The sequence below is a fragment of the Pectobacterium brasiliense genome (assembly GCF_013449685.1).
Classification (GTDB): domain Bacteria; phylum Pseudomonadota; class Gammaproteobacteria; order Enterobacterales; family Enterobacteriaceae; genus Pectobacterium; species Pectobacterium brasiliense_A.
Genome location: NZ_JACDSF010000023.1, coordinates 37,030 through 61,194, shown reverse-complemented (window position 1 = coordinate 61,194; position 24,165 = coordinate 37,030). Strand labels below are relative to the sequence as shown.

The window sequence follows — 24,165 nt, the reverse complement described above, 5'->3', positions numbered from 1 at the left end:
GAGGAACTCCGGTTCGCTACGCTGGACGATCAGGCGAATACGATGTTGAGGAACAATAATTTCTTCGTCCCACGTGGAATAGAGGTATTGGCTGTCGATGACGAGGCCGCAGCATGATGGTCGCAGCAAGTCTGACTATTCAGTTAAAAGAACTAATCAACTAAAAGGACTAAAAAATGGGTAACGCCGTTAAAGTAGGCGATAGCGACACGGGGCACGGTAGTCATCCGCCGACGCCCGTCGCGGTGGGGGCATCGACGGTTAAGGTTGACGGCCTGCCGTTGGCCCGACAAGGCGATCCTTTGGTTCCCCATGGTCATGCGCGGAGTATTAGCAGTGGTTCATCCAGCGTACTCGTTGAGGGTAAACCTGCGGCGCGCACGGGTGATGCAGTGAGCTGTGGTGGCGTGGTGATGGGCGGGGGAACGGTCACTATTGGGTGATGGCTTCGCCGCGTCCGTGCGGCGTATCCTGAATTTCCTGGAAATATTTGTTTATCGTCACTTCAGCGCTGTCTGAAAGATCCCTCCTTTCACGTCCTGTGGCGTGACCACGCCAGTGTCGAGTACCCAGCCGCTGATTAATTCGGCGGGGGTGACGTCAAACGCTGGGTTGTAGACTGCCGCGTTCTGCGGTGCCCACTGGCAGTGCCCGAAGCTGCCGGAAACGCCGGTGACTTCGGTGGCGGCGCGCTGCTCGATAGGAATCGCTCGACCATCTGGGCACGCGGGATCGTGTGTGGTGTGTGGTGCCGCGACGTAAAACGGAATCTGGTGATAGTGTGCCAGCACCGCGAGGCTGTAAGTGCCGATCTTATTGGCGACGTCGCCGTTGGCGGCAATACGATCTGCGCCGACCCAAATCGCATCAACCTGACCCTGCGCCATCAGGCTGGCGGCCATCGAATCACAGATTAGCTGATAAGGAATGCCCAGCTCGCCGAGTTCCCAGGCCGTGAGGCGTCCGCCCTGCAAGAGCGGACGCGTTTCATCGACCCACACCTGAGTGACCTTTCCCTGCTGATGTGCGCGCAGCAGCACGCCGATGGCGGTGCCGATGCCTGCCGTTGCCAGCCCGCCGGTGTTGCAGTGGGTCAGCAAGCGGCTGTTTGGCTTCACCAGCGCTGCGCCGTGATCGGCAATGCGTTCACACAGCGCGCGATCTTCTTCTACCAGTCGCAGAGCTTCCTGCACCAGCGCCTCAACAAACTGCTGCTGTGCCAGCGCCAGCTTCATGCGATCCAGATTGTTCATCAGGTTCACGGCGGTAGGGCGCGATGCTCTCAGTGTCTCCAGCGCCTGCGCCAGTTCGGGTTGCGATAATCCTTTCTCGGCCAGCAGCGCGAGGAGCAGGCTGGCGGACAGGCCAATCAACGGTGCGCCGCGTACGCGTAGCGTCTGGATATGCTCAACCAGTGACGCGACATCCGGGCACGGGCTCCAGCGTTTTTCTTGCGGTAGCGCCTGCTGGTCGAGGATCCACAGTTGGTTATCAACGATTTTCAGGCTGGTTGTGTTAAGCGTCTGCATAGGTCGTTAAATCCATGTTGCATCGATATTCTTATTCTGCCAAGATGCCTGATAGATGTATAGACGTCCGAACGTTTTTATGTCCATATCTTGAATTTAAGCATAGCGAGGAGTTGGAATGTCACTTTACCGCACTTTTACGGCGGATGACGCTGTTGAATATGCCCGCCAGTACGGCGGTGTCAGTCAGCCGCAAACGCTGGTAGCCGCAGAAGAGATCGGCGATGGCAATCTGAATCTGGTGTTTAAAATTAAAGATGAAACGGGCGTCAGCCGAGTGATCGTCAAACAGGCGTTGCCTTATGTGCGCTGCGTCGGGGAATCCTGGCCGCTGACGCTGGACCGCGCCCGCATTGAAGCCGAAACGTTGCTGACGCACGCGCGGTTTTGTCCACAGCATACCGTGACCGTGCTACATCACGATCCTGAACTGGCGGTGATGGTGCAAGAAGATCTCTCCGATCATCGTATCTGGCGCAGCGAGTTGGTTAAGGGCGCGGATTATCCTCAGGCGGCGGCACAGCTGGGAGAATATCTGGCGCAGACGTTATTCCATACCTCTGATTTTCATCAGCATCCACATGAGAAAAAGGCGGCGGTCAGCCAGTTCACTAACCCCGAACTGTGTCAGATTACCGAAGATCTTTTCTTTACCGACCCTTATATCGATCATGAAAGAAACCAGTTTGACGCCGCGCTGACGCCGGATGTGCAGGCATTGCGTGACGATTGTGCGCTGAAGCTGGCGGTTGCCGGGCTGAAGCATGGCTTCTTGAGCAAAGCCGAGGCGCTGCTGCACGGTGATATCCATAGTGGGTCGATCTTTGTCGCAGAAGGGCGCTTAAAAGCGATTGATGCTGAATTCGGTTTTTACGGGCCGATTGGCTTTGATGTCGGCACGGCAATTGGCAATCTGCTGCTGAATTATTGCGGCCTGCCGGGGCTGTTGGCTCCGCGCGAGGCGGCGGCAGGACGTGAGCGACGTCTGGAAGATATTCGTACGCTGTGGCAGAGCTTTTCCGCTCGTTTTCTGGCGTTGAGCGACAGTGAAAGCCGCGATCCGGCACTGGCGGAATCGGGCTATGCCGCGCTGTTTTTACAGCAGGTGTGGCGGGATGCCGTTGGCTACTGCGGAACCGAACTGATTCGCCGCACGATTGGGCTGGCGCATGTCGCCGATCTGGACGGCATTCAGGAGACGGAAGCGCGTTTAGCGTGCCAGCGTCATGCTATTTCGCTGGGCAGAACGTTGGTGCTGGCGGCTCCGCATATTGCGGATGTGGATGCGCTGCTGGCGCGTGTACGGCAGAGCGGTGCCTAGTCGTCATTAGCCACGCTATTTTATAACCGCTCCCGTCAATAAACCGGATGGGAGCGGCAAGCCGATTATTTCTTCCCTTTATTCATCATCGCCTTCAAATCCGCGAAAGGATTATGGGTGGCAACCCCGACATCCTTCTGCGCATCTTCACCCGCGACGACCGTCGAACCGTACATATCCGCATCGGTATATTTTGAATGCTCATTGTCGTGGCAGTAGAGGCACAGCATTTCCCAGTTACTGCCGTCTTCCGGGTTATTGCTGTGATCGTGATCGATGTGGTGAACGGTTAATTCACGCAGGTTGGAATAGACGAATTCGCGTGAACAACGACCACATACCCACGGGAAAAGTTTGAGTGCTTTTTCGCGGTAGCCGCTTTCAAGTCTGGCGTAGTTCTTGGGGATGTAAGCCATGTGTCGGGTTTCATTCAGAAGGAAAGATGATGTGGATTTTACAACTGATGAGTATCTAAAAGAAAGAACAGGCCACCATATTGGCGGCCTGATTCTGTTTATGCTGCTTCGGTTTTTCTTTCCGGTTGCGTTACGGGCGCGGGCTTGTTGGCGGCCAGTGCGTCGAACGCAAAGTCATCCACGTTGATTGAACGTAAGCGGCTGGCTTCGGCTTTGGTCAGAATATCCGCTTCTTCTGCGGTAATCTGACCTTCCACCAGTGCCTGTTCTGCCAACTGATCCAATCGCATGAACGGCAGTGGTTTGTCGCTGGCTTTCGACAGGCGTTGGTAAATCGGCTCGGCAGCCATGATATCCAGCAGTGCTTCTTCCAACAGCCCGATAGGGTTGTGTTCGCTGGCAACCAGATATTGACCGCGTCCCAGACGGCTGCGCGTTTCTGACGGCGTTTGCAGAATCTTCGCGACCTCATGAGCGAGACGGTCAGACGGTGCCGGGCAGCGCAGACCCAGTGGGAAGATGATAAAGGTCAGCAGCCCTGCGACGGCACGGTTCGGGAAGTTACGCAGCAGATCGTCCAGCGCCTGCTCGGCCTGATGCAGGCTGTCCTGCACACCCCAGTGCACCAGCGGTAAATCCGCTTTCTGACGCCCTTCGTCCTCATAGCGTTTCAGCGTCGCGGAAGCCAGATAGAGCTGGCTGAGAACATCCCCCAGACGCGCCGAGATACGCTCACGACGCTTCAGGCTGCCGCCCAGAACCGCCATCGACACATCCGCCAGCAGGGCTAGGTTCGCGCTGAGTCGGTTGAGCTGCTGATAGTAGCGACGTGTTTTGTCGTTCACTGGCGCACGGCTTAGAAGTCCGTTGGTCAACCCAAGCCAGAAGCTGCGCACCTTGTTGCTGCCGACGTGGCCGATATGTCCAACCAGCGCATGGTCAAAGCGTGATACGTCGTTTTCCTGCGCGGCTGCCATCTCTTCCAGTACATAAGGGTGGCAGCGGATGGCACCTTGCCCGAAGATGATCATACTGCGCGTCAGAATATTCGCCCCTTCCACGGTAATCGCAATCGGTGCGCCCTGATAGCTGCGCGCCAGGAAGTTGGACGGGCCAAGACAGATGCCTTTACCGCCGGCGATATCCATCGCATCCATCACGCTACGCTGACCGCGGTGGGTACAGTGATATTTAACGATAGCGGAGAGTACCGCCGGTTTTTCGCCCTGCATGATGCCGCTGGTAATCAGCGTTGCGGCAGCGTCCATCACGTAAGCGTTACCCGCGATGCGTGCCAGAGGCTCTTCAATGCCTTCCATCTTACCGATGGAGATTTTGAACTGGCGGCGAATGTGCGCGTAAGCACCGATGCCGAGGGCAATCGATTTCAGCCCACCGGTCGAGTTGGACGGCAGCGTAATACCGCGTCCGACCGACAGACACTCCATCAGCATACGCCAGCCCTGACCCGCCATCTTCGCGCCGCCGATGATGTAATCCAGCGGAACAAAAATGTTCTCACCTTGCGTCGGGCCATTCTGGAACGGCACGTTCAGTGGGAAATGGCGGCGGCCGATTTTAACGCCGTCGGTGTCCGTCGGAATCAACGCACAGGTAATGCCTACGTCGTCTTGATCGCCTAACAGATGATCGGGATCGTACAGCTTAAAGGCCAGCCCCAGCACGGTGGCGACGGGGGCGAGAGTGATATAGCGTTTATTCCAAGTCAGGCGCATGCCCACGACCTGTTCACCGCGCCAGTTGCCATAGCAGACAATGCCGGTATCGGGAATCGAGCCTGCATCCGAACCCGCTTCCGGGCTGGTCAGCGCAAAGCAGGGGACTTCCTGACCGCGTGCCAGACGTGGCAGGTAGTGATCTTTTTGCGCTTCTGTCCCGTAATGTTGCAGCAGTTCGCCGGGGCCGAGTGAGTTAGGCACGCCGACGGTGATCGCCACAATGCTGGAAACGCCCGCCAGTTTTTGCAGTACCTGCGCCTGTGCATAGGCCGAGAATTCCAGCCCGCCGTACTGCTTCTTGATGATCATGGCGAAGAAGCGGTGCTCTTTTAAGTATTCCCACAGTTCTGGCGGGATATCGGCGCGTTCGTGGGTGATTTCAAAGTCGTTTGCCATCCGGCAGGCTTCAGCAACCGGCCCGTCGATAAATGCCTGTTCTTCGGCGGTCAGCTGTGGACGCGGATAGTTATGCAGCTTTTTCCAATCCGGCGCGCCGCGAAACAGGTCGCCTTCCCACCAGGTTGTCCCGGCATCAATCGCTTCTTTTTCCGTGTTCGACATCGGCGGCATGACCTTCTGGAACATGCGCAGCGCAGAAGCGGAAACCAGCTTTTGGCGCAGAGCCGGAATCGTCATCGGAATCAGCAGAATCACGAGCGGAATCATCAGCCAGACAGGCCACAGCAACATGGCGGACATGGCTGCGAAGTAGGCCAACAGGATGGCGCTGCCGAGCAGAAGACTGAGCCGATGGTAAAACATCGCGCCGATAATAATCAGTAGGAGGAGGATACTGACAGCAACCATAACGTGTCTCCTGCATTGTGATCGAATGGAGGGGGTTCACCTTTCCATCAAACGTTATGTGGCAGTGGAAAGTGAGAACCGTTTTTATCAGTGAAATAAGGCGTAATAGGTCAATATCATAAGAGGTCTGACCTGTTGCTTATATTCGTTGTAGTTTATCTGATTATTTTTATCAATTCGTTTACATCATAATTACAACTCACTTCACAAACCGAGCGGCAGTCGTGTGTTTTCTGACGGGCATCAGCGATCCTCTCAATCCCGTGATTACGCGCTTCTCGCTGTTTGTTCAATCCGCTACACTGCATTGCAGAAGATGATACTGTCACCAGACAAAATGAGAGGATTCCATGTATCAGGATTTAATCCGTAGTGAACTGAAAGAAGCGGCAGAAACACTGAATAATTTTTTGAGTGATGATGCGAACATTCAGTCGATTCAACATGCTGCGGTACTGCTGGCTAACGCGTTTAAAGCGGGCGGTAAAGTGATCTCCTGCGGTAACGGTGGTTCACACTGTGATGCCATGCACTTTGCCGAAGAGCTGACGGGCCGCTACCGCGAGAACCGTCCGGGCTATCCGGCCATTGCGATTTCCGATCCGAGCCATCTGTCCTGCGTCAGCAACGATTTTGGCTATGATTTTGTCTTCTCTCGCTATGTCGAATCGCTGGGGCGTGAAGGTGATGTGCTGCTGGGGATTTCCACTTCGGGCAACTCCGGCAACATTATTAAAGCCATTGCCGCAGCAAAAGCGAAGGGCATGAAGATCATTACGCTGACCGGGAAAGACGGCGGTAAAATGGCGGGCTCAGCCGACGTGGAAATTCGTGTTCCGCACTTTGGCTATGCCGACCGTATTCAGGAAATCCATATCAAAGCGATTCACATCCTGATTCAACTGATTGAAAAAGAGATGGCGGATCAGTAAGCCACGTTAATACGCTCTAAAAGGGCAAGAAGGGAAGGGTAGGAAGTCAGATGTGTGAATTGCTGGGGATGAGCGCGAATGTACCGACGGATATCTGCTTTAGCTTTACTGGGCTGATACAGCGCGGTGGGAAAACCGGACCGCATCGGGATGGCTGGGGAATTACCTTTTATGAAGGGAACGGCTGTCGTACGTTCAAAGATCCGCTGCCAAGCTATAATTCGCCGATTGCCCGACTGGTGCAGGATTATCCGATCAAATCGTGTGCGGTGGTTTCACATATTCGGCAGGCCAATCGCGGCGCGGTGTCGTTGGAAAACACCCATCCCTTTACGCGCGAGCTGTGGGGACGGAACTGGACGTTCGCCCACAATGGGCAGTTGAAAGGCCACCACACTCTGAAAACGGGCATGTTTCGCCCTGTTGGCCAGACGGACAGCGAATTTGCTTTCTGCTGGCTGCTGTCCCAACTGGCTGAACACTACCCGCGTACGCCGGGCAACTGGCCAGCGGTATTCCGCTATATCGCCAAGCAGGCGGATGTCTTGCGGGAGAAAGGCGTGTTTAACATGCTGCTGTCGGACGGGCGTTTTGTGATGGGCTACTGCTCCACCAAACTCTACTGGATCACGCGTCGCGCGCCGTTTGGTAAAGCGACACTGTTAGATCAGGATGTGGAGATTGATTTTCAGCAGCAGACGACACCCAATGATGTCGTCACCGTGCTGGCGACGCAGCCGCTAACGGGCAACGAAACCTGGCATCAGATTATGCCAGGTGAATTCGTCCTATTTTGTTTCGGCGAGCGCATACTTTAAAGTCGGCTGGCTGGTCATCAACGGTGGGTTAACGACGTATTGCCCGTTAAACACGGTGATGGCCGGTGGCTGATTGTGCTGATTAAAATAGGCATACCCCGGCTGAAGCTGTTTCCAGAAGCTGGCGTAGATGGAATTACGGTGGCGCTGCATGTTCTGCTCCGTCATACGGAACGGGTAGATGGCGATATCAATCTTCGCCTGCCCGTGGCGTAACGCCGCTTCGGCATAGCGATAAATCTCATCCATATAGGTGTTGGTCATGGCATAGCAGCCGACCGACACACACTCACCGTGGATCATCAAATAGCGACCAGAATATCCCTGTGATTTATCATAGTCGTTGGGGAAGCCGATATTGATCGCGCGGTAATATTGGCTGTCTGGCTTGAGCTGGCGCAGGTCAACCTGATAGAAACCTTCCGGGCTTTTTAAATCGCCTTCAACGCGTTTTGGTCCTAATCCGCCTGAATATTTACAGATGGGATATTGTTCCAGTAAACGGTATTCGTTACCGACTTTCGCATAAAGTTCGAATATTCGCTCTTCTTTAAAGATCTGAATATAGATCGGAGAGCCTAATAATTGCTGTTTTAATTCTTTTGCTATCGGCGCTAGCGGCGGTGCGGTCCCGCTGGCGGCGCTGGTAACAACACTGGCTTCGCTGGTAATAACAAGAGAAGGCAAAAAAAACAACATCGCAAACGACAGCGCGATTTTTTGCATTATGGTTCCTGATAATAAAATTGCCTGCTACACGCGGCATCCGCGCCGCGCTACTAGTGTTTTAGCGAAAGCGTGGGGATAGCCGTTATCGGTATATATTCCGTCGGCGAATAGGTCACGACGAAAACGAAATCACATTATCATTGGTTTCGTATTAATCAAGCGTTGAAAAGCGCTAAAAAATAACATTTACAAAAAACGACCCGAAAGGATGCGGGCCGCTCAATTTGAGATCGTTTTGAGGTCGTTAATTACGGGAAAAGCGTATCAGGCGCGGGTGGCTTCTATCATCATAATGTCGGTGACAAAGGAACCATCCGTCTGTACGTCAAAATGCTGTACCACCTCGTCCGGCAGCGTTTTTTGCAGTTCACGAATCGCGACCGCGAAATGTTCTGGCGTGCGCATACGGGCGATCCAACTGCTGAACTCCAGTGTTAACCTGTCGCTGGTGACGTTACGCACGATAAACCCTGCGTCGGTAAAGAAGCTCAGCCATTCGCCTGGCGCGTAATTGCGCACGTGTGAGGTATCGCGCAGCTTCTCTACCGTCTGCAAATAGCTGTCCAGCAGCGGATGACCGGGCGAAACGACATCCATCACGATCACTCGGCCGCCCGGTTTCAGAACGCGCCGCATTTCTCGTAATGCCTGTCCGACATCATGCCAGTGGTGCGCAGAATAACGGCTGATGATGATATCTGCGCTGCTATCCTCGAACGGTAAAGACTCGGCGACACCTTGCTGAACGCGGATGTTATTCAGCCCTTTCTGCGCCGCAGCCTGACTCACCACGTCCAGCATTTGGGAAGACAAATCGTAGGCGACAACCTCCGCGACAGCCCGCGCGGCAACGAAACTGGCATGTCCGGCACCACAGCCGACATCGATCACGCGCGCCTGCGGGAAGGGCGCTAATAAAGCGGCCAGTTGGGTTAAATCTTTGCCCTGCGCGTGCACCGCACTGGTCAGGTAGTTCTGCGCCTGTGAGCCGAACTGGTGTTCGACGCGATGATTATGGTTCTGTTTTTCTTCCATCATTGCTCTCGCTTTATTTATCTGAACTGCTTTCGTTTCATCATGGGTTAAACGGCGGCGCGCCAGCCACTACAGAAGACGTCGGTCTGAGAACACTATAATCAGGGAAAAATACGGGTACAATATGAGCATTTATACGGGTATAAAATACTCCCTGTTTGATTAACCTGTTTTTCATTAATGCCGCTGCCATCGCAAGCCACCTATACGAGCGGGATGAAAAGGACACCTGATTATGTCTGCACATTCGTTTATACCTGCCAATTCTCTGAGTGGCCCAAAAGCGCTAGGGGCTTTCTTACGGGTGCTGCGTGAGCGGACTACGCCGGAAATGGTCGGCCTGCCAGCCTCTGGACGGCGGCGCACCAGCGGATTACGTCGCGAAGAGCTGGCGCAAATCGCCCGCATCAGCACCACCTGGTATACCTGGCTTGAACAGGGGCGTGATGTGTCCGCTTCGGCATCGGCGCTGCGCCGCGTGTCGCAGGCGTTAAAACTGGAACCCGCAGAGCATGATTATCTTTTTAGCCTTGCTGGCGTGAAAGATCCTCAGAAGCAGAATAGGGCAACGCCGCCGGATGCGCAGATTGCCGCCAGCTTGCATCACATTACTTGTCCTGCATATTTTCTGGATGGCAGTTGGAATATGCTGGCGTGGAATGCGCCGTCGGAACAGCTGTTTGCCGGATGGCTGGGGAACGATCCCGAGCCTAACCTGCTGCGTTTCATGTTTCTGAATCCGCTGGCACGATCGCTGGTGGTTAATTGGCCGGAACGCGCGAAGCGGGTGGTGGCGGAGTTCCGCGCGGAATCAAGCCATTACGCGCCGACTGATTCTGTTCGGCAAATCGTGATGGCGTTGTGTGAAGAAAGCCGTGAATTCAACCTCTGGTGGTCACAGCAGGCGGTAACCGCCCGTGAAGGCGGCGAGCGACGTTTCCACCATCCTTCGCTTGGCGATATTGCCTATCATCAACAGACTTTTCACCCTGCCGTGCAGAGCGAATTTAAGCTGGTTATGCTGATCGCCCAATAAACGCGGCAGGCATCGCGCAGCTTGTCTATACTGACTTTGATCTGTATATTCATACAGTGTTGTCAGAGGGCCAGTATGCGCAAAATCATTCATGTTGATATGGACTGCTTCTACGCAGCAATTGAGATGCGTGATAACCCGCGCCTGCGCGATATTCCTCTGGCGATTGGTGGGAGCGCCGATCGCCGTGGCGTCATCAGCACCGCTAACTATCCTGCCCGACGCTACGGCGTCCGCAGTGCTATGGCGACGGCAACCGCCTTGCGTCTCTGTCCACATCTCACGTTGTTGCCGGGGCGCATGGAGGTGTATAAGTCCACCTCGCGCCAAATCCGCGAGATCTTCGCCCGCTACACGTCGCTGATCGAACCGCTTTCTCTGGATGAAGCCTATCTGGATGTCACCGATAGCCCGCACTGCAACGGTTCGGCGACGCGCATCGCCGAAGAAATCCGTCGAACCATCGCGGATGAACTGAATCTGACCGCCTCGGCGGGGATTGCGCCGATCAAGTTTCTGGCGAAGATCGCCTCTGAGTTAAATAAGCCGAATGGGCAATATGTAATTACACCGGAGCAGGTGGATGATTTCCTGTTGGCGCTACCGCTGGAGAAGATCCCCGGCGTTGGGAAAGTGACGGCGAAACGGCTGGAAGAACGTGGCTTGCATACCTGCGCGGATGTGCGGGTGTATGCGCTGGCGGATCTGCTTAAAGAGTTCGGCAAGTTTGGCCGCGTACTGTGGGAGCGATGTCAGGGGATTGATGAGCGACGTATTTCACCCGATCGGCTGAGGAAATCGGTTGGCGTGGAAAAGACGCTGGCGCAGGATATTCACGACTGGGAACAGTGTGAAAATCTGATCGAACAGCTTTATGAGGAGCTGGAAGTCCGCCTGAAACGGGTGAAGCCCGATCTGCATATTGCGCGTCAGGGCATCAAACTCAAGTTTGATGATTTTCAGCAAACGACGCAGGAGCATGTGTGGCCGGTGCTGAATAAACAGGATTTGTTGAAGCTGGCGCGGCAAACCTGGCAGGAGCGGCGTAAATCCAGAGGCGTCCGGCTGGTTGGGCTGCATGTGACGCTGCTCGACCCGCAAATTGAGCGACAGCTGGTGTTTGATTGGGGATAAGGCTGTTGAGTTGAGGATAAAAAAGGGCGACGTCTATGCGCCGCCCTGAATTTTACGACTACGCGATTAAGCGCGTGGCGGAATCGCTTTCAGCAGCGCTGTCAGCAATTTCCAGTACAGATCGACGCTGCCGATATGCACTTGTTCATCCGGCGAGTGTGGCCCGGTGATGGTCGGTCCAATGGAAACCATATCCATGTCTGGGTACGGCTTTTTGAACAGACCGCATTCCAGACCGGCGTGAATCACCATGATGTTCGGCGTCTTGTTGAACAGCTTCTGATACGTTTCGCGTACCAGCGCCATGACCGGCGAATGCGCATCTGGCTGCCAGCCTGGGTAGCCGCCTTTCGGTGATGTTTTCGCGCCAGCCAACTGGCCCAGTGCTGTCAGCGTACCGACGACGGCATCTTTACCGCTGTCGATCAGCGAACGAATCAGGCAGATAATTTCCGCGTGGTCGTCTTCCATCGTCACAACGCCGAGGTTCAGTGATGTTTCTACCACGCCTTTGACTTCGTCGCTCATGCGGATCACGCCGTTCGGCGTGGCGTTGAGCAGCGCCAGCAGACGATCGCGGCTGTCTTGCGTCAGCGGGTGCTCATTGCTGTCGCTGGCTTCTACCAGCACGGTCACGTTTTTCTCAACGGCGGACAGCTCATTTTTCAGCACGGCCAGATAGTCCTGGCTCAGCGCTTTCAACTGCTCGACGTTAGCGGCAGGCAGTGACAGCGTGGCGAAAGCTTCACGCGGAATCGCGTTACGCAGCGTCCCGCCGTTCAGATCGAGAATGCGGAGATCCAGCGCTTTCGCCTGCTCGAACAGGAAACGTGCCAGCAGCTTGTTGGCGTTGCCCAGCCCCAGATGGATGTCGCCGCCGGAGTGGCCGCCTTTCAGCCCTTTAATCGTCAGCTTCAGCGTGTGGTACCCAGCAGGTGGCAGTTCGCGCTCCAGCGGTAAATGCGTAATGAAATCAATACCGCCAGCGCACCCCATGTAGATCTCGCCTTCTTCTTCTGAGTCGGTATTGATCAGGATTTCGCCCTGAAGCCAGTTAGGTTGCAGACCAAACGCGCCATCCATACCAGCTTCTTCCGTCATGGTCAGTAGCACTTCCAGCGGGCCGTGCTCGACGTTCGGATCGGCCAGCACCGCCAGCGCAGACGCCATACCGATACCGTTATCCGCGCCCAGCGTGGTACCACGTGCTTTCAGCCATTCGCCGTCAACATAAGGTTGGATCGGATCGGTAGTGAAATCGTGTACGGTGTCGTTGTTTTTCTGCGGCACCATGTCCAGATGCGCCTGCAACACGACAGGTTTGCGATTTTCCATACCTGCGGTTGCCGCTTTGCGCAGCAGAATATTGCCGACCTGATCGCGCTCGGTATAGATGCCTTTCTCTTTAGCCCATTCCAGAATGTGCGCGGCCAATGCTTCTTCATGATAAGACGGGTGCGGAATGGAACAGATCTTGGCGAAAATATCCCACAGCGGCTGGGGGGAAAGTTGAGACAATTCAGACACTATTTCAGTCTCCTTTTTAGCGGCCAGCCTTTGTGTTCTGGCGGGCAAAGCTATAGGTTAAAAGTTAATCGCGGTTAGCCACGAAATATGGCGTGTTACAACAGAATATCATTTTCCATCAAAGCAGGGGAATTGCCGTCAACCCCGTCTTATTTTTCCTGCTGCAATATGAATCCATGGGCTTCCTAGGGCGCAGGTTGTCAGGAAAAACTCGATTCTCACGTTGAGAAAAACTGGTTTTTATGTTGTTGGCTATCTATAATCCCGCGCAACCTTTTTTCCCCCTCAGACTCAACTTAAGCCGTTTTTTATTCGGCTGGGATATATTTTATGAGCGAAAAGTACGTCGTAACCTGGGATATGTTGCAAATTCATGCCCGCAAACTGGCGCAGCGTTTACTGCCTGCCGATCAATGGAAAGGCATCATTGCCGTTAGCCGCGGTGGTCTGGTGCCAAGCGCGCTGCTGGCGCGTGAGCTGGGCATTCGTCACGTTGATACCGTTTGCATCTCCAGTTATGACCACGACAACCAGCGCGAAATGAAAGTGCTGAAGCGTGCCGAGGGAGATGGCGAAGGGTTTATCGTGATTGACGATCTGGTTGATACGGGCGGTACGGCGAAAGCGATTCGTGATATGTACCCGAAAGCGCACTTTGTGACCATTTTCGCGAAACCGGCTGGTAAACCGCTGGTTGACGACTACGTGATTGATATCCCGCAGGATACTTGGATTGAACAGCCGTGGGATATGGGCGTGGTGTTTGTTCCGCCTTTGTCTGGCCGTTAATCGCCTGAGCGAATATTCGTTTCCATCAATGCCCGGTTTAGCCGGGCATTGTCGTTTTTGACGATGGGTATTTATGACGATGGGTACTTATGACGATTGTTGTTTATGGCGATAGTTGTTTCTGAACGGTCGTCATTTCTCGCGCAGGCTTTGATCCCATCGTGTGTTTCTGCTGTTGATATTTGTCTTCTCTGGCCTGAGTTCGTTACACTTTAGTGGGTGACGAAGACGTCGTCTGATGTCCGCTAACAGCGGTTTACATTAACGGAGGCTGCTGTGGCGCAAGCTAACCTGTCTGAAACGCTATTCAAACCATCTTTTAAACATCCAGAAACCTCGACGTTGGTCAGACGTACGCGGAATAGTCAGGACGTGCAGGGGCTGCATTCTACGCTGGAAGGGGAGAAGACCGGCAGTTGGTATCGGATGATTAACCGACTGATGTGGATTTGGCGTGGCGTCGACCCGTGGGAAATCGAAGATGTGCTGTCGCGCATCGCCGCCAGCAAAGCTGACAGAAGCAACGAGCAACTGCTTGATACGGTGATCGGCTACCGAGGCGGCAACTGGATTTATGAATGGGCGAAGCAGGGCGCAGACTGGCAGCAGCGGGCACTTGAGAGTAGCGATGAGTCGCAAACTGGGCAACGCTGGTTGAATGCCGCCAACCTCTACAGCATTGCTGCCTACCCGCATATTAAAGGCGATGAGCTGGCGGAGCAGGCGCAAACGCTGGCAAACCGCGCCTATGAAGAAGCGGCTAAATATCTGCCTTATGAACTCAAAGAATTAACCTTCCCGATTACGGGCGGCGGTACGCTGACCGGTTTCTTGCATATGCCAGCGCAGGCGAAAGCGCCTTTCCCAACTGTGCTTATGTGCGGCAGTCTGGAAATGTTGCAGAGCGATTATCATCGCCTGTTTCAGGACTATTTTGCGCCAGCGGGTATGGCAATGCTGACGATTGATGTTCCCTCCGTTGGATTTTCTTCCCGTTGGAAGCTGACTCAGGATTCCAGCTTCCTGCATCAGCAGGTCTTGCGCGCATTACCGGATGTTCCGTGGGTCGATCACACTCGCGTTGCCGCGTTTGGTTTCCGCTTTGGTGCCAATATTGCCGTTCGGCTGGCGTATCTGGAATCGCAGCGCTTACGTGGTGTGGCCTGTCTCGGCCCCGTGGTGCATCACCTGTTAAGCGATCCGACTCGCCAGCAGCAGGTGCCGGATATGTTTATGGATGTGCTGGCGAGCCGACTGGGTATGCCGTTCTCGACGGATACCTCACTGAAAACCGAACTGGGGCGCTATTCGCTGAAAACGCAGGGGCTGCTAGGACGCCGCTGCCCGACGCCGATGCTGGCAGGCTATTGGGATAACGATCCGCTCTGCCCGAAAGAAGAGGCCAGCCTGATTGTGAATTCATCCGCACAAGGGAAACTGCTGCCAGTGAATTTCTCGCCGGTGTACCAGAATTTCCACCGCGCACTACAGCAAATCAGCGGATGGTTGCAGGATAAAGTGTGTTGAGCATGATGTATCAAAAGTCTAACACCGAACGGTAACCTGATGCCAGGTGGTTGATAAATTGCCATTCTCTGCTAAAAAGAAGGTTCAACCAGAGGAGATCGTAGATGATGTTACCGAGTGGACACCCCAAAAGCCGACTCATGAAAAATTTTACGTCGTTGGGACCTTATATCCGTGAAGCGCAGTGCGAGGATACCGCGTTCTTCTTTGATTGCCTGGCGGTTTGCGTCAACATCAAGCCTGCGCCAGAAAGTCGTGAATTCTGGGGCTGGTGGTTGAATTTGGAAGATACTGGCAAAGGCTTTACCTATGACTATCACTACGGTTTGTTCGATAAGCAGGGCAACTGGCGTGAAGAAAAAATCAAGGACAAAGCCGTAATGGAACAGGTGGAAAATGCCAGAAAGGCTTTCCATATCCGTCTGGAGAAACAGTTGCACTCGTTGGACCCCGCCTGTAGCCTCGTCGCACGACCGTGATATTTCCCTGACGATCCCCGATTTATTCACAGGTTTTCGCGTTGTGCCTGTTGGCATAACGCGTCTGTCCTGCTACAACGTTTTTCTTATTCTTATTTTTTGACATCCAACGGCAGAGATATTATGAGCGGCAGCCAGACTTTGGTTGTGAAACTGGGCACTAGCGTGCTAACCGGCGGTTCGCGCCGCCTTAACCGCGCCCACATTGTTGAACTGGTGCGCCAGTGCGCGCAGCAACATGCGGCAGGGCATCGAATTGTTATTGTTACCTCAGGGGCGATTGCCGCCGGGCGTGAACATTTGGGTTACCCCGAACTCCCCGCGACGATTGCGACCAAACAACTGCTGGCCGCCGTGGGCCAAAGCCGTCTGATTCAACTGTGGGAGCAGCTGTTTTCTATCTACGGTATTCACGTCGGGCAGATGCTGCTGACGCGTGCGGATATGGAAGACAGGGAGCGTTTCCTTAACGCGCGCGACACCATGCGGGCGCTGCTGGATAACAATATCGTTCCGGTCATTAATGAAAACGATGCTGTTGCGACCGCTGAGATCAAGGTCGGTGACAACGACAACCTGTCTGCGCTGGCGGCGATTCTGGCCGATGCGGATAAACTGCTGCTGCTGACCGATCAGGCTGGGCTGTTTACTGCCGATCCGCGCAATAATCCCGATGCGGAGCTGATCCGTGAAGTGACCGGTATCAACGATGCGCTGCGCAGCATTGCGGGTGATAGCGTATCAGGCCTCGGAACGGGCGGTATGTCGACCAAATTGCAGGCTGCCGATGTGGCCTGCCGTGCGGGTATCGATGTAGTGATTGCCGCTGGCAGCAAACCGGGCGTGATTGGCGATGTGATTGCGGATATCTCCGTCGGAACACGTTTTCATGCGCTCGATGCGCCGCTGGAAAGCCGCAAACACTGGATTTTCGGCGCACCGCCAGCGGGAGAAATCACCGTCGACAACGGCGCGCTCTCGGCGATCCTCGAACGCGGCAGTTCGCTGCTGCCTAAAGGCATCCGCACCGTAGAAGGGAACTTCTCTCGTGGTGAAGTGATCCGCGTGCGTAGCTTGGCGGGCCGCGATGTGGCGCATGCCGTGACGCGTTATAACAGCGATGCACTGCGTATGATTGCCGGGCACCATTCTCAACAGATTGCCGAGATTCTTGGCTACGAATATGGTCCGGTGGCTATCCATCGCGACGATATGATTATCAATTAAGGAGTTCGCGATGCTTGAACAAATGGGTAAAGCGGCAAAAGCGGCCTCTTATCAGCTGGCGGTCCTGAGCACAGCGCAAAAAGATCGCGCGCTGCTGACGATTGCGGATTTGCTGGAAGCCGAGAGTGCGACGATTCTGGCGGCTAACGCGCTGGATTTAGCCGATGCGCGCCAAAATGGCATGAGTGACGCATTGCAGGATCGTCTGCTGTTGACGCAGGAACGACTGAGCGCGATTGCCAGCGATGTGCGTCAGGTATGTCGCCTGACCGATCCGGTAGGGCAGGTGATTGACGGCAGCATGCTGGATAACGGGCTGAAGCTGGAGCGTCGCCGCGTGCCGCTGGGTGTGGTCGGTGTGATTTATGAAGCGCGCCCGAACGTCACCATTGATGTGGCGTCCCTGTGCCTGAAAACCGGTAACGCGGTGATTCTGCGCGGTGGAAAAGAGACGTACCGCACCAACGCGGCGACGGTGAAAGTGATTCAGCAGGCGCTGTCGCAGTGCGGCCTGCCTGCTGCTGCGGTGCAGGCGATTGAAAGCCCGGATCGTGAGCTGGTTAATCAACTGCTGAAGCTGGATCGCTACGTAGATATGCTGATTCCGCGCGGCGGTGCAGGCTTGCACAAGCTGTGCCGTGAACAATCGACGATTCCTGTTATCACTGGTGGTATCGGTGTTTGTCACATCTATGCTGACGACAGCATCGATTTCGACAAGGCGCTGACCGTCATTGAAAGCGCCAAAGTGCAGCGCCCTAGCGCCTGTAACAGCCTGGAAACGCTGCTGGTCAACCAACATATTGCCGACCGTTTCCTGCCAGCGCTGAGCAAGAAAATGGCGGCAGCGGGTGTGACGCTCCACGCCAGCCCGTCAGCAATGCCTTATCTGACCGGTGGCCCGGCAAGCGTCGTTGCGGTGGAAGAGGCCAACTATAACGATGAATGGCTCTCTAACGACCTGAACGTTACGCTGGTTGACTCTCTGGATGCGGCAGTTGCCCATATTCGCGAACATGGTACACAGCACTCTGATGCGATTCTGACGCGCTCCTTGAGCAATGCGGAACGCTTTGTGCGTGAAGTGGATTCCTCTGCGGTGTATGTCAACGCCAGTACACGCTTCACCGACGGCGGTCAGTTTGGTCTGGGCGCGGAAGTGGCGGTCAGTACCCAGAAACTGCATGCGCGCGGCCCAATGGGGCTGGAAGCACTGACCACCTATAAGTGGATTGGTTATGGTGACGATTTGATTCGCGCCTAATCGATGCATAGCTGCGTATATTGAGAGATATGCGCAGCGTTATTTTCACTCCGTTTTATTACTTTTCTCTTTTTGTCTAAATAAGACATCTTATTCCGATTGTGATTTTTGCTGTGTTATATGTATTTAACGTAAAATGTAATACAGCAATAGAATTGCAATAAAATAACCGCATCAGAGAAATATCCTCCAATAGTAACAGGCTATGCTTTGTGCGGCGTATTCACAAATACATAACCTGTCTTGCTATCGGAGGATAAAGGGTAATAATGACTTATCCTCTATTACAATAATGCATTATTTCATATTAACGCTGATGCTTCTCTGCGGCATTGTGGATGGAGTCGGCAGTTTCACGAGCATTCTTTTCCGCGCGGCTGTTAAAATTATCCGCTTTCGATTTGACGTCGGCCCAGCCTTTTTCGGCGTCTTTTCTGGCCTCGGATTCTCGGGATTTAACATCCGCTTTGACGTTGTCCGCCCGTTCTCTGGCTTCTGGTTCCCTTGATTTGAGATCAGCTTTGAAATTATTCGCTTTTTCCCGCATCTGGGCTTCATGCTCATGCGCCTTGGTTCTCGCTTCTGACGCTTTTTCTCTCGCTTCAGTGCGATCGTGATTGAAGGCGGATTCTGCTGATGCCCGGGCGGAATCCAGACCATTTGCTGCCACCATGCCAATGTAACTGGTTCCCAAAATTAAGCCTAAAAACAGTGGTTTCATATTCATGGTCTATTTCCTCTTACCGCGCTCTATGACTACGCTAGCAATAACCTTGTCGTCGAAAAAATATTATTGAAAACTTCACATTAAGACCACTGCCTTGTCGTCTTGGCTATTTAAGTAGAGCAAAATAGAAAATAAAAAGAATAGGGAATCATCCTAAACCGTACACTTGGTTTTTTTATGTATTGCATTTATATCTAAAAGGTAAAAAGATATTTTTATTGTAAATATCATGCTTTATAAAACAGGAATATTTATCCGCAAATAAAATGGTGTTTTCACAGGATTAGGGACTGCTTTTCTGGTACTTCACCCGAAGAAGATGGTGACATAGGAAACATGCTCCGCATGCGCGTCCGTTAAGCCGAAAAGCTATAGCCTATAGCATTATTAGCACGGAAAATTATCAGAACAGCGTAGATGCTGATAAAACCAGCAGACGATCGCCAAACGCTTGACTTGACGTACCATTATCACTAATTTGTCACCCCGTAGTTCACGTCTGGCTCTCGCCACGACGATCCCAAAGCCGATATAGCTCAGTTGGTAGAGCAGCGCATTCGTAATGCGAAGGTCGTAGGTTCGACTCCTATTATCGGCACCATAAAATCAATGAGTTACAGAATCCCCTCTCTCTAACATCTTCATTTTTTGCTCTTGGGTACACTCTCGGGTACACAAGTTACAATGTATAGATCATCTCTGTGGTTTTTTCACAAAATTCCCGTCATTTCATTTTGTGATGCCTGCTGGTTTTGTTGAGTAAATCGAACTTTCATCGGCTGATAGGACCAGATCACACTCTTTCCTGATAAAGCATGGAGGAGCGTGGTAAAGCAGAAATTCAACATCTCCTATTGGAAATGTTATAACGATGCGCTCCTACAACGGGGGAAGCTGGTGTTTTGGATTAGCGATGACGCTGCCGTATGGAACGATAAGGCCGACCTAGAACGGTGTTGCAGACCGTTACGACCAGTATTGGTAAACGGATCGGGAGCGTCAACGTTAACATCAAGATGCCAATGCGTGGTGAGTATGGCTTTATGCTGCTGTTCAGCAGATGTTGTCATTCTATATATTGGTGTTTAAGGTACAACCGTGTGATGATTAAATTTTTATATTTACAACGCTTTGTAATATCGATAAATTTAAATGATTGATAATCACGCGTTGGGGATTTTAATGAAGAAATTTTGCTCTATATCAGAAATTGTTAGTCAGTATGATATAGATATTGAATTTATTCTTAGTGAATGGATGATGGAGAAGTTTTGCATCTTTACTCGTTTTGATGGTGAGTTATGCACAATGCGGCATGCTCTGGATTATGAGAGGGAATATAAAAATTTTAAATCTTATTTGAACCATAAAACTGATCTTTTTCAAAGTAAAGAATACTCAATTCATGAATATCTTTTATTTTCTCCCGAGCAACCATTAGATGATCATTTTAGGTCTGAGTATAAGGCGGATTGGTCCGGTCCTTTTTTTAAAGGATATGATGAGATCATGTATGAGGGAAGGGCTTATGGATATTGGTATTTAAAACCGACTAAAACTACACATTTTGGTCGAGATTATTATGTCTTATCAGATGAAAAAAACTATAATGACTTGAAAAGTAAATCTGGAGCGATGTTTGTTTCTGCATTTAGAAAAAATCCATATAATTATTTGGTTTTTCACGAGTCGATAAAAGTTGATGTAAATGATTTATTTATTGAAGATGAAATGGTCGATTTTATTGTTGGGTTATATAAATCTTCAAACAACATTGAATGCATGAGTAATATAAATGAGGTAAGGAGTCCTTTAGTTGAAAAGGGGGTTTCCTCACCACCAACTAATAAAATTGCGATATATGTATTAGTGGCTGAAATTTTCTCTCGAAATGGAGGTGTTATTCCTAATAAGGTATCTGGTTTTTTCGATGATAGAGGAATTTCGATTAATCAAACTACCATAAAAGGATGGTTAGATAATCGACCAGAGGAAAGAAGTAAACCTTTTAGGGACTCACCAAGGAATAATAAGATAATTAATCTATTGCTGAGGGAATATTGTGAAGGAAAAGAAGACATGAAAAATCATCAAGCAATCGCTAATAAGTTAACATCAATCGCCAACGCTCACCCTTACAGTTTCAACATGAAGTTCACTTCGAAAATGGTTTCTAAGTGGCTGAAATTTAAGTAATAAAAACATTTTCTTCACCTCTTACTAAGAGCTTATTAAGCTCTTAGTAAGAGGTAGTCTTCTTTTTTTCCACTTTATCCTGGTTCATTCTTCTTCAACCGAAACGAAGGAGGCAGAATGAACACATTATTTACCCCACCGACCCCCATACAGCGATCAAAAATCTTGCAGGACTACGGCGAGCCTTGTGATCGATTGGTTCGTGAAAGAGAGCGTCAGCATATCACATCAGTGTCTCGCTCCACGGCTTGGAAGCTGGAGAGAGTTGGTCTTTTCCCACAACGAAAGTCGATAGGGTTGAAATCCTGCGCTTGGTTATTAAGTGACCTTCTTTGTTGGATCAATGAGCGTTAATAAATTTTATTACTGGGTGCTCATCTTGCTATTTCTGCTAAAAATAGCGGAATAGCTACTAAGGTGGAGTATTTTCAACGTTAAACTGATTATGAGGTGCTTTATGTTCGCTGAACATCCTTTCCCTGTGCATGTGTTTCCACCAGTCATTAGAAATGTAATTCATGAAGTTGGGCAACATACACAGGCACCGCTGTCTTTGATTGCTGCATCTGTCCTTGGGGCTATTTCCCTGGCATGTCAGAACAGGATTGATGTGTGTAGACCTCGCGATTTACGTGGTCCGGCATCTCTTTTTCTACTGACGCTGGCAGAATCAGGGGAACGAAAAAGTACAGTGGATAAACTACTGATGAAGCCACTGTACCAATTGGAAGAGAAACTGTTTGTAAAATATACGCAGGAGTTTGAGACTTGGCGAAATGATGAAGTCGTTTTTAATGCGGAAAAAAAAGCTTTGATATCAAAACTGAAATCTGATGTTCGCCTTGACAAAGATTCTTCCGTAACGAATGAACGGCTAAAAGACCTATTGGCGACTCATCCGACTGGGCCAACCAGGTATAAGCTAATGTTCAATGATGCCACTCCAGCGGCGATTAAAGACTATCTCTGTGGAGATTGGCGAGCTGTTGGTATCATGTCTGATGAGGCTGGCACTATATTTAATGGTTACACGCTGAATGAATTGCCATTCATTAACAAGATGTGGGATGGCTCAACGTTCTCAGTGGAAAGAAAAAGCTCACCAGAACGGTTGATTAAAGATGCCAGATTGACTTTATCTTTGATGGTGCAACCGGATATTTTTAAGGGATATCTGGAGCGTAAAGGTGATACAGCGAAAGGCATCGGATTTTTTGCTCGCTGCCTAATTTGCCAGCCAGATTCAACACAGGGCTCCAGGAAAATTACTAGTCCGGTTAGCTCAAGTGAACACCTTCCGATATTTCATAATCGATTGCTAGAGATCGTTCACGATAGTATCGATAGCAATGTCGAAAATGAAAAAATCTGCCTGCATTTTACTCCCGATGCAGAGCAACGATGGATTAAATTTTATAATGATGTTGAATCCGAAATGGGGTTGTTGGGGAACTTATCAGATTTTAAGGATTATGCATCCAAAGTAGCAGAAAATATGGCGAGAATTGCCGCACTACTGCACTATTTCAATGGTGATAAAGATAATATTTCTCTTGCGGCAACAAACACTGCTGTGAAGATAACTTTATGGTTTGTAAACGAATATGTAAGATTGTTTTCTAAACCCCAAGAGTTGACTCTACTGGGTTCAGATGCCGATGAACTTTACTGGTGGATAAAGGAATATTGTGTCAAATGTTTTGTTCCATACATCAGAAAAACAACTATTCTACAATATGGCCCGAACCGGTTCAGAAATCGAAGTAAATTGAATGAACTACTGAGTACGCTTTACTCGCAAAATAGAATATACACAGAGAAAAGAGGCAAAGCCCTTTTTATAAAGCCTATAGATAGCCTTACGTTATAAACTAATTATGGCTAACTAAAAAATAATTGCTTTATTAAATGGTAATTATTTAAATTAATTATAGAGTGAATTTAAATAAGTCATCGCAGGCTATGGCTATTCTTTTTATGAAATAGGCTGTCGGATAGTTATTATATATTGTATTCCTTAATACTATATGTGAATCTATCACGCTAATAGACCATTTCCAGTAATGTGATGACTGCCATCCATTGAGGAACAAATCATTATGAATATCTACCATAGCGAATATGGTGGCCATGTTACATCATACAAAAGTAAGATCATCGGCGTTATTAATAACGCCGTTAAAGAACACCCTAGAACATTGGCTTTACGAGTGGATCTTCATGACCCAGTTATTCTGGACAATGGTGATACCATTTCCTGTTTCGCTAATACTGATTCAGGTGCTATATCAAGATTTACTAATTCCCTAAAAGCCAAACTGGCAGCATATGAACAGCGCAAACGCAAAGAAGACAAACGGGTACACCCGAATACGCTCCGCTATGCATGGGTACGGGAATTTACCCAGAATGGTAAACGTCATTTTCATGTATTCTTGTTTCTGAACAAGGATACTTACTACCATCTGGGAGACTTTAATATGAATGAAGATACACTCAGAACAATGATCACCTCTGCATGGTGCAGTGCATTAAACTTGACTTCCGAAGAGGGGCAGCACCTAGTGCAGTACCCTTCTAAGGGTAAATATGTCCTGAGTCGTGATGATATTCTTAACGACATTTATCCCGGTGATTTACTGAACCGGATTGATTATCTCACAAAAGTTAAAAGTAAAATTTTTGGTGAAGGCGAACGTAGTTTTGGTTGTAGTCTAAGCTAATTTATTTTTACAGCATCGGCCTTTCCTATGCGAGAAAGGCCAACCTAAAATAGGTAGTTATTAGTCGGCTAGTTCATCTGCTAAAGTTTGCCACTCAGAAGAAAAAACAGCATCCAGGATTTTGGCTGAACTCAATAATGTCTCAAATGCTGTTCGAAGTGGAGAAAATACTTCATGTCCCACTGGAAATTCATCGCTTCCCTTCATGAT

The 24,165-nt window shown here is 50.9% G+C and carries 23 protein-coding genes and 1 tRNA gene; 16 read left to right on the top strand and 8 right to left on the bottom strand.

Going from position 1 to position 24,165, the window contains the following annotated elements; genetic code table 11:
- Positions 1-176 precede the first annotated feature (176 nt).
- Positions 177-443, top strand: coding sequence for a PAAR domain-containing protein (locus tag H0248_RS10890; RefSeq protein ID WP_014916410.1), 267 nt, complete (start codon positions 177-179; stop codon positions 441-443).
- A 57-nt stretch (positions 444-500) separates the two neighbouring features.
- Here H0248_RS10890 and mtnA read toward each other — a convergent pair whose 3' ends face one another.
- Positions 501-1,529: an S-methyl-5-thioribose-1-phosphate isomerase gene (mtnA, locus tag H0248_RS10885; protein ID WP_180785947.1), complete on the bottom strand. Its 1,029-nt coding sequence runs from the start codon at positions 1,527-1,529 to the stop codon at positions 501-503.
- A gap of 118 nt (positions 1,530-1,647) precedes the next feature.
- Here mtnA and mtnK point away from each other — a divergent pair, with 118 nt between their 5' ends.
- A complete protein-coding gene (gene mtnK, locus H0248_RS10880) occupies positions 1,648-2,850 on the top strand; it encodes an S-methyl-5-thioribose kinase (protein WP_180785946.1) in 1,203 nt (400 codons plus the stop codon).
- Between the two features lie 65 nt (positions 2,851-2,915).
- Here mtnK and yajD read toward each other — a convergent pair whose 3' ends face one another.
- Both yajD and fadE read right to left on the bottom strand, forming a co-directional pair.
- Positions 2,916-3,266 carry an HNH nuclease YajD gene (gene yajD / locus H0248_RS10875; RefSeq protein WP_039277633.1) on the bottom strand — a complete coding sequence of 117 codons (351 nt, stop codon included), beginning with the start codon at positions 3,264-3,266 and terminating at the stop codon, positions 2,916-2,918.
- A gap of 98 nt (positions 3,267-3,364) precedes the next feature.
- The gene (gene fadE, locus H0248_RS10870) at positions 3,365-5,812 is read right to left on the bottom strand and encodes an acyl-CoA dehydrogenase FadE (protein ID WP_180785945.1); all 2,448 of its coding nucleotides are present in this window, start codon (positions 5,810-5,812) and stop codon (positions 3,365-3,367) included.
- 350 nt (positions 5,813-6,162) lie between these two features.
- Here fadE and lpcA point away from each other — a divergent pair, with 350 nt between their 5' ends.
- On the top strand, positions 6,163-6,744 hold the full coding sequence (gene lpcA, locus H0248_RS10865) for a D-sedoheptulose 7-phosphate isomerase (RefSeq protein ID WP_180785944.1): 582 nt from the start codon (positions 6,163-6,165) through the stop codon (positions 6,742-6,744).
- 50 nt (positions 6,745-6,794) lie between these two features.
- Positions 6,795-7,562 carry a class II glutamine amidotransferase gene (locus H0248_RS10860; RefSeq protein ID WP_180785943.1) on the top strand — a complete coding sequence of 256 codons (768 nt, stop codon included), beginning with the start codon at positions 6,795-6,797 and terminating at the stop codon, positions 7,560-7,562.
- On the opposite strand, the gene dpaA is transcribed toward H0248_RS10860, so the two are convergent.
- Positions 7,533-8,288 carry a peptidoglycan meso-diaminopimelic acid protein amidase gene (dpaA, locus tag H0248_RS10855; protein ID WP_180785942.1) on the bottom strand — a complete coding sequence of 252 codons (756 nt, stop codon included), beginning with the start codon at positions 8,286-8,288 and terminating at the stop codon, positions 7,533-7,535. The genes H0248_RS10860 and dpaA overlap by 30 nt on opposite strands.
- A gap of 267 nt (positions 8,289-8,555) precedes the next feature.
- A complete protein-coding gene (locus H0248_RS10850; protein WP_257981551.1) occupies positions 8,556-9,329 on the bottom strand; it encodes a class I SAM-dependent methyltransferase in 774 nt (257 codons plus the stop codon).
- 232 nt (positions 9,330-9,561) lie between these two features.
- Between H0248_RS10850 and H0248_RS10845 the strand changes: the two genes are divergently transcribed.
- Both H0248_RS10845 and dinB read left to right on the top strand, forming a co-directional pair.
- Entirely contained in the window at positions 9,562-10,362 is an 801-nt protein-coding gene (locus H0248_RS10845; RefSeq protein ID WP_180785941.1) for a helix-turn-helix transcriptional regulator, read from the top strand.
- Between the two features lie 75 nt (positions 10,363-10,437).
- A complete protein-coding gene (gene dinB / locus H0248_RS10840; protein WP_180785940.1) occupies positions 10,438-11,496 on the top strand; it encodes a DNA polymerase IV in 1,059 nt (352 codons plus the stop codon).
- A 66-nt stretch (positions 11,497-11,562) separates the two neighbouring features.
- Here dinB and pepD read toward each other — a convergent pair whose 3' ends face one another.
- Positions 11,563-13,023, bottom strand: a complete 1,461-nt coding sequence (pepD, locus tag H0248_RS10835; RefSeq protein WP_180785939.1) for a beta-Ala-His dipeptidase — start codon at positions 13,021-13,023, stop codon at positions 11,563-11,565.
- A 330-nt stretch (positions 13,024-13,353) separates the two neighbouring features.
- Here pepD and gpt point away from each other — a divergent pair, with 330 nt between their 5' ends.
- From gpt to proA, 5 genes are all read left to right on the top strand, one after another.
- Positions 13,354-13,812: a xanthine phosphoribosyltransferase gene (gene gpt / locus H0248_RS10830; protein ID WP_010282559.1), complete on the top strand. Its 459-nt coding sequence runs from the start codon at positions 13,354-13,356 to the stop codon at positions 13,810-13,812.
- Between the two features lie 276 nt (positions 13,813-14,088).
- Positions 14,089-15,339: an esterase FrsA gene (gene frsA / locus H0248_RS10825; protein ID WP_180785938.1), complete on the top strand. Its 1,251-nt coding sequence runs from the start codon at positions 14,089-14,091 to the stop codon at positions 15,337-15,339.
- Positions 15,340-15,443: 104 nt separating this feature from the next.
- A complete protein-coding gene (gene crl, locus H0248_RS10820) occupies positions 15,444-15,818 on the top strand; it encodes a sigma factor-binding protein Crl (RefSeq protein ID WP_180785937.1) in 375 nt (124 codons plus the stop codon).
- A 123-nt stretch (positions 15,819-15,941) separates the two neighbouring features.
- Complete coding sequence (proB, locus tag H0248_RS10815; RefSeq protein ID WP_180785936.1) at positions 15,942-17,045, top strand: glutamate 5-kinase; 1,104 nt, start codon at positions 15,942-15,944, stop codon at positions 17,043-17,045.
- 10 nt (positions 17,046-17,055) lie between these two features.
- Positions 17,056-18,309, top strand: a complete 1,254-nt coding sequence (gene proA / locus H0248_RS10810; RefSeq protein ID WP_180785935.1) for a glutamate-5-semialdehyde dehydrogenase — start codon at positions 17,056-17,058, stop codon at positions 18,307-18,309.
- A 307-nt stretch (positions 18,310-18,616) separates the two neighbouring features.
- On the opposite strand, the gene H0248_RS10805 is transcribed toward proA, so the two are convergent.
- Complete coding sequence (locus tag H0248_RS10805; RefSeq protein ID WP_180785934.1) at positions 18,617-19,036, bottom strand: hypothetical protein; 420 nt, start codon at positions 19,034-19,036, stop codon at positions 18,617-18,619.
- 525 nt (positions 19,037-19,561) lie between these two features.
- Here H0248_RS10805 and H0248_RS10800 point away from each other — a divergent pair.
- The 5 genes from H0248_RS10800 (at position 19,562) to H0248_RS10780 (ending at position 23,955) form a co-directional block, all read left to right on the top strand.
- Positions 19,562-19,637 (top strand) — tRNA-Thr (locus H0248_RS10800).
- Positions 19,638-20,188: 551 nt separating this feature from the next.
- Complete coding sequence (locus H0248_RS10795) at positions 20,189-21,232, top strand: hypothetical protein (RefSeq protein ID WP_180785933.1); 1,044 nt, start codon at positions 20,189-20,191, stop codon at positions 21,230-21,232.
- Between the two features lie 117 nt (positions 21,233-21,349).
- Entirely contained in the window at positions 21,350-21,586 is a 237-nt protein-coding gene (locus H0248_RS10790; protein WP_103808587.1) for a helix-turn-helix transcriptional regulator, read from the top strand.
- 103 nt (positions 21,587-21,689) lie between these two features.
- A complete protein-coding gene (locus H0248_RS10785; RefSeq protein WP_180785932.1) occupies positions 21,690-23,102 on the top strand; it encodes a YfjI family protein in 1,413 nt (470 codons plus the stop codon).
- Between the two features lie 229 nt (positions 23,103-23,331).
- Positions 23,332-23,955, top strand: a complete 624-nt coding sequence (locus H0248_RS10780; protein WP_180785931.1) for an inovirus Gp2 family protein — start codon at positions 23,332-23,334, stop codon at positions 23,953-23,955.
- Between the two features lie 60 nt (positions 23,956-24,015).
- Here the strand turns inward: H0248_RS10780 and H0248_RS21920 are convergent, their stop codons facing one another.
- Positions 24,016-24,162 (bottom strand): hypothetical protein, encoded by a 147-nt coding sequence (locus tag H0248_RS21920; RefSeq protein ID WP_205561840.1) that lies wholly within the window; start codon positions 24,160-24,162, stop codon positions 24,016-24,018.
- Positions 24,163-24,165: the final 3 nt, after the last annotated feature.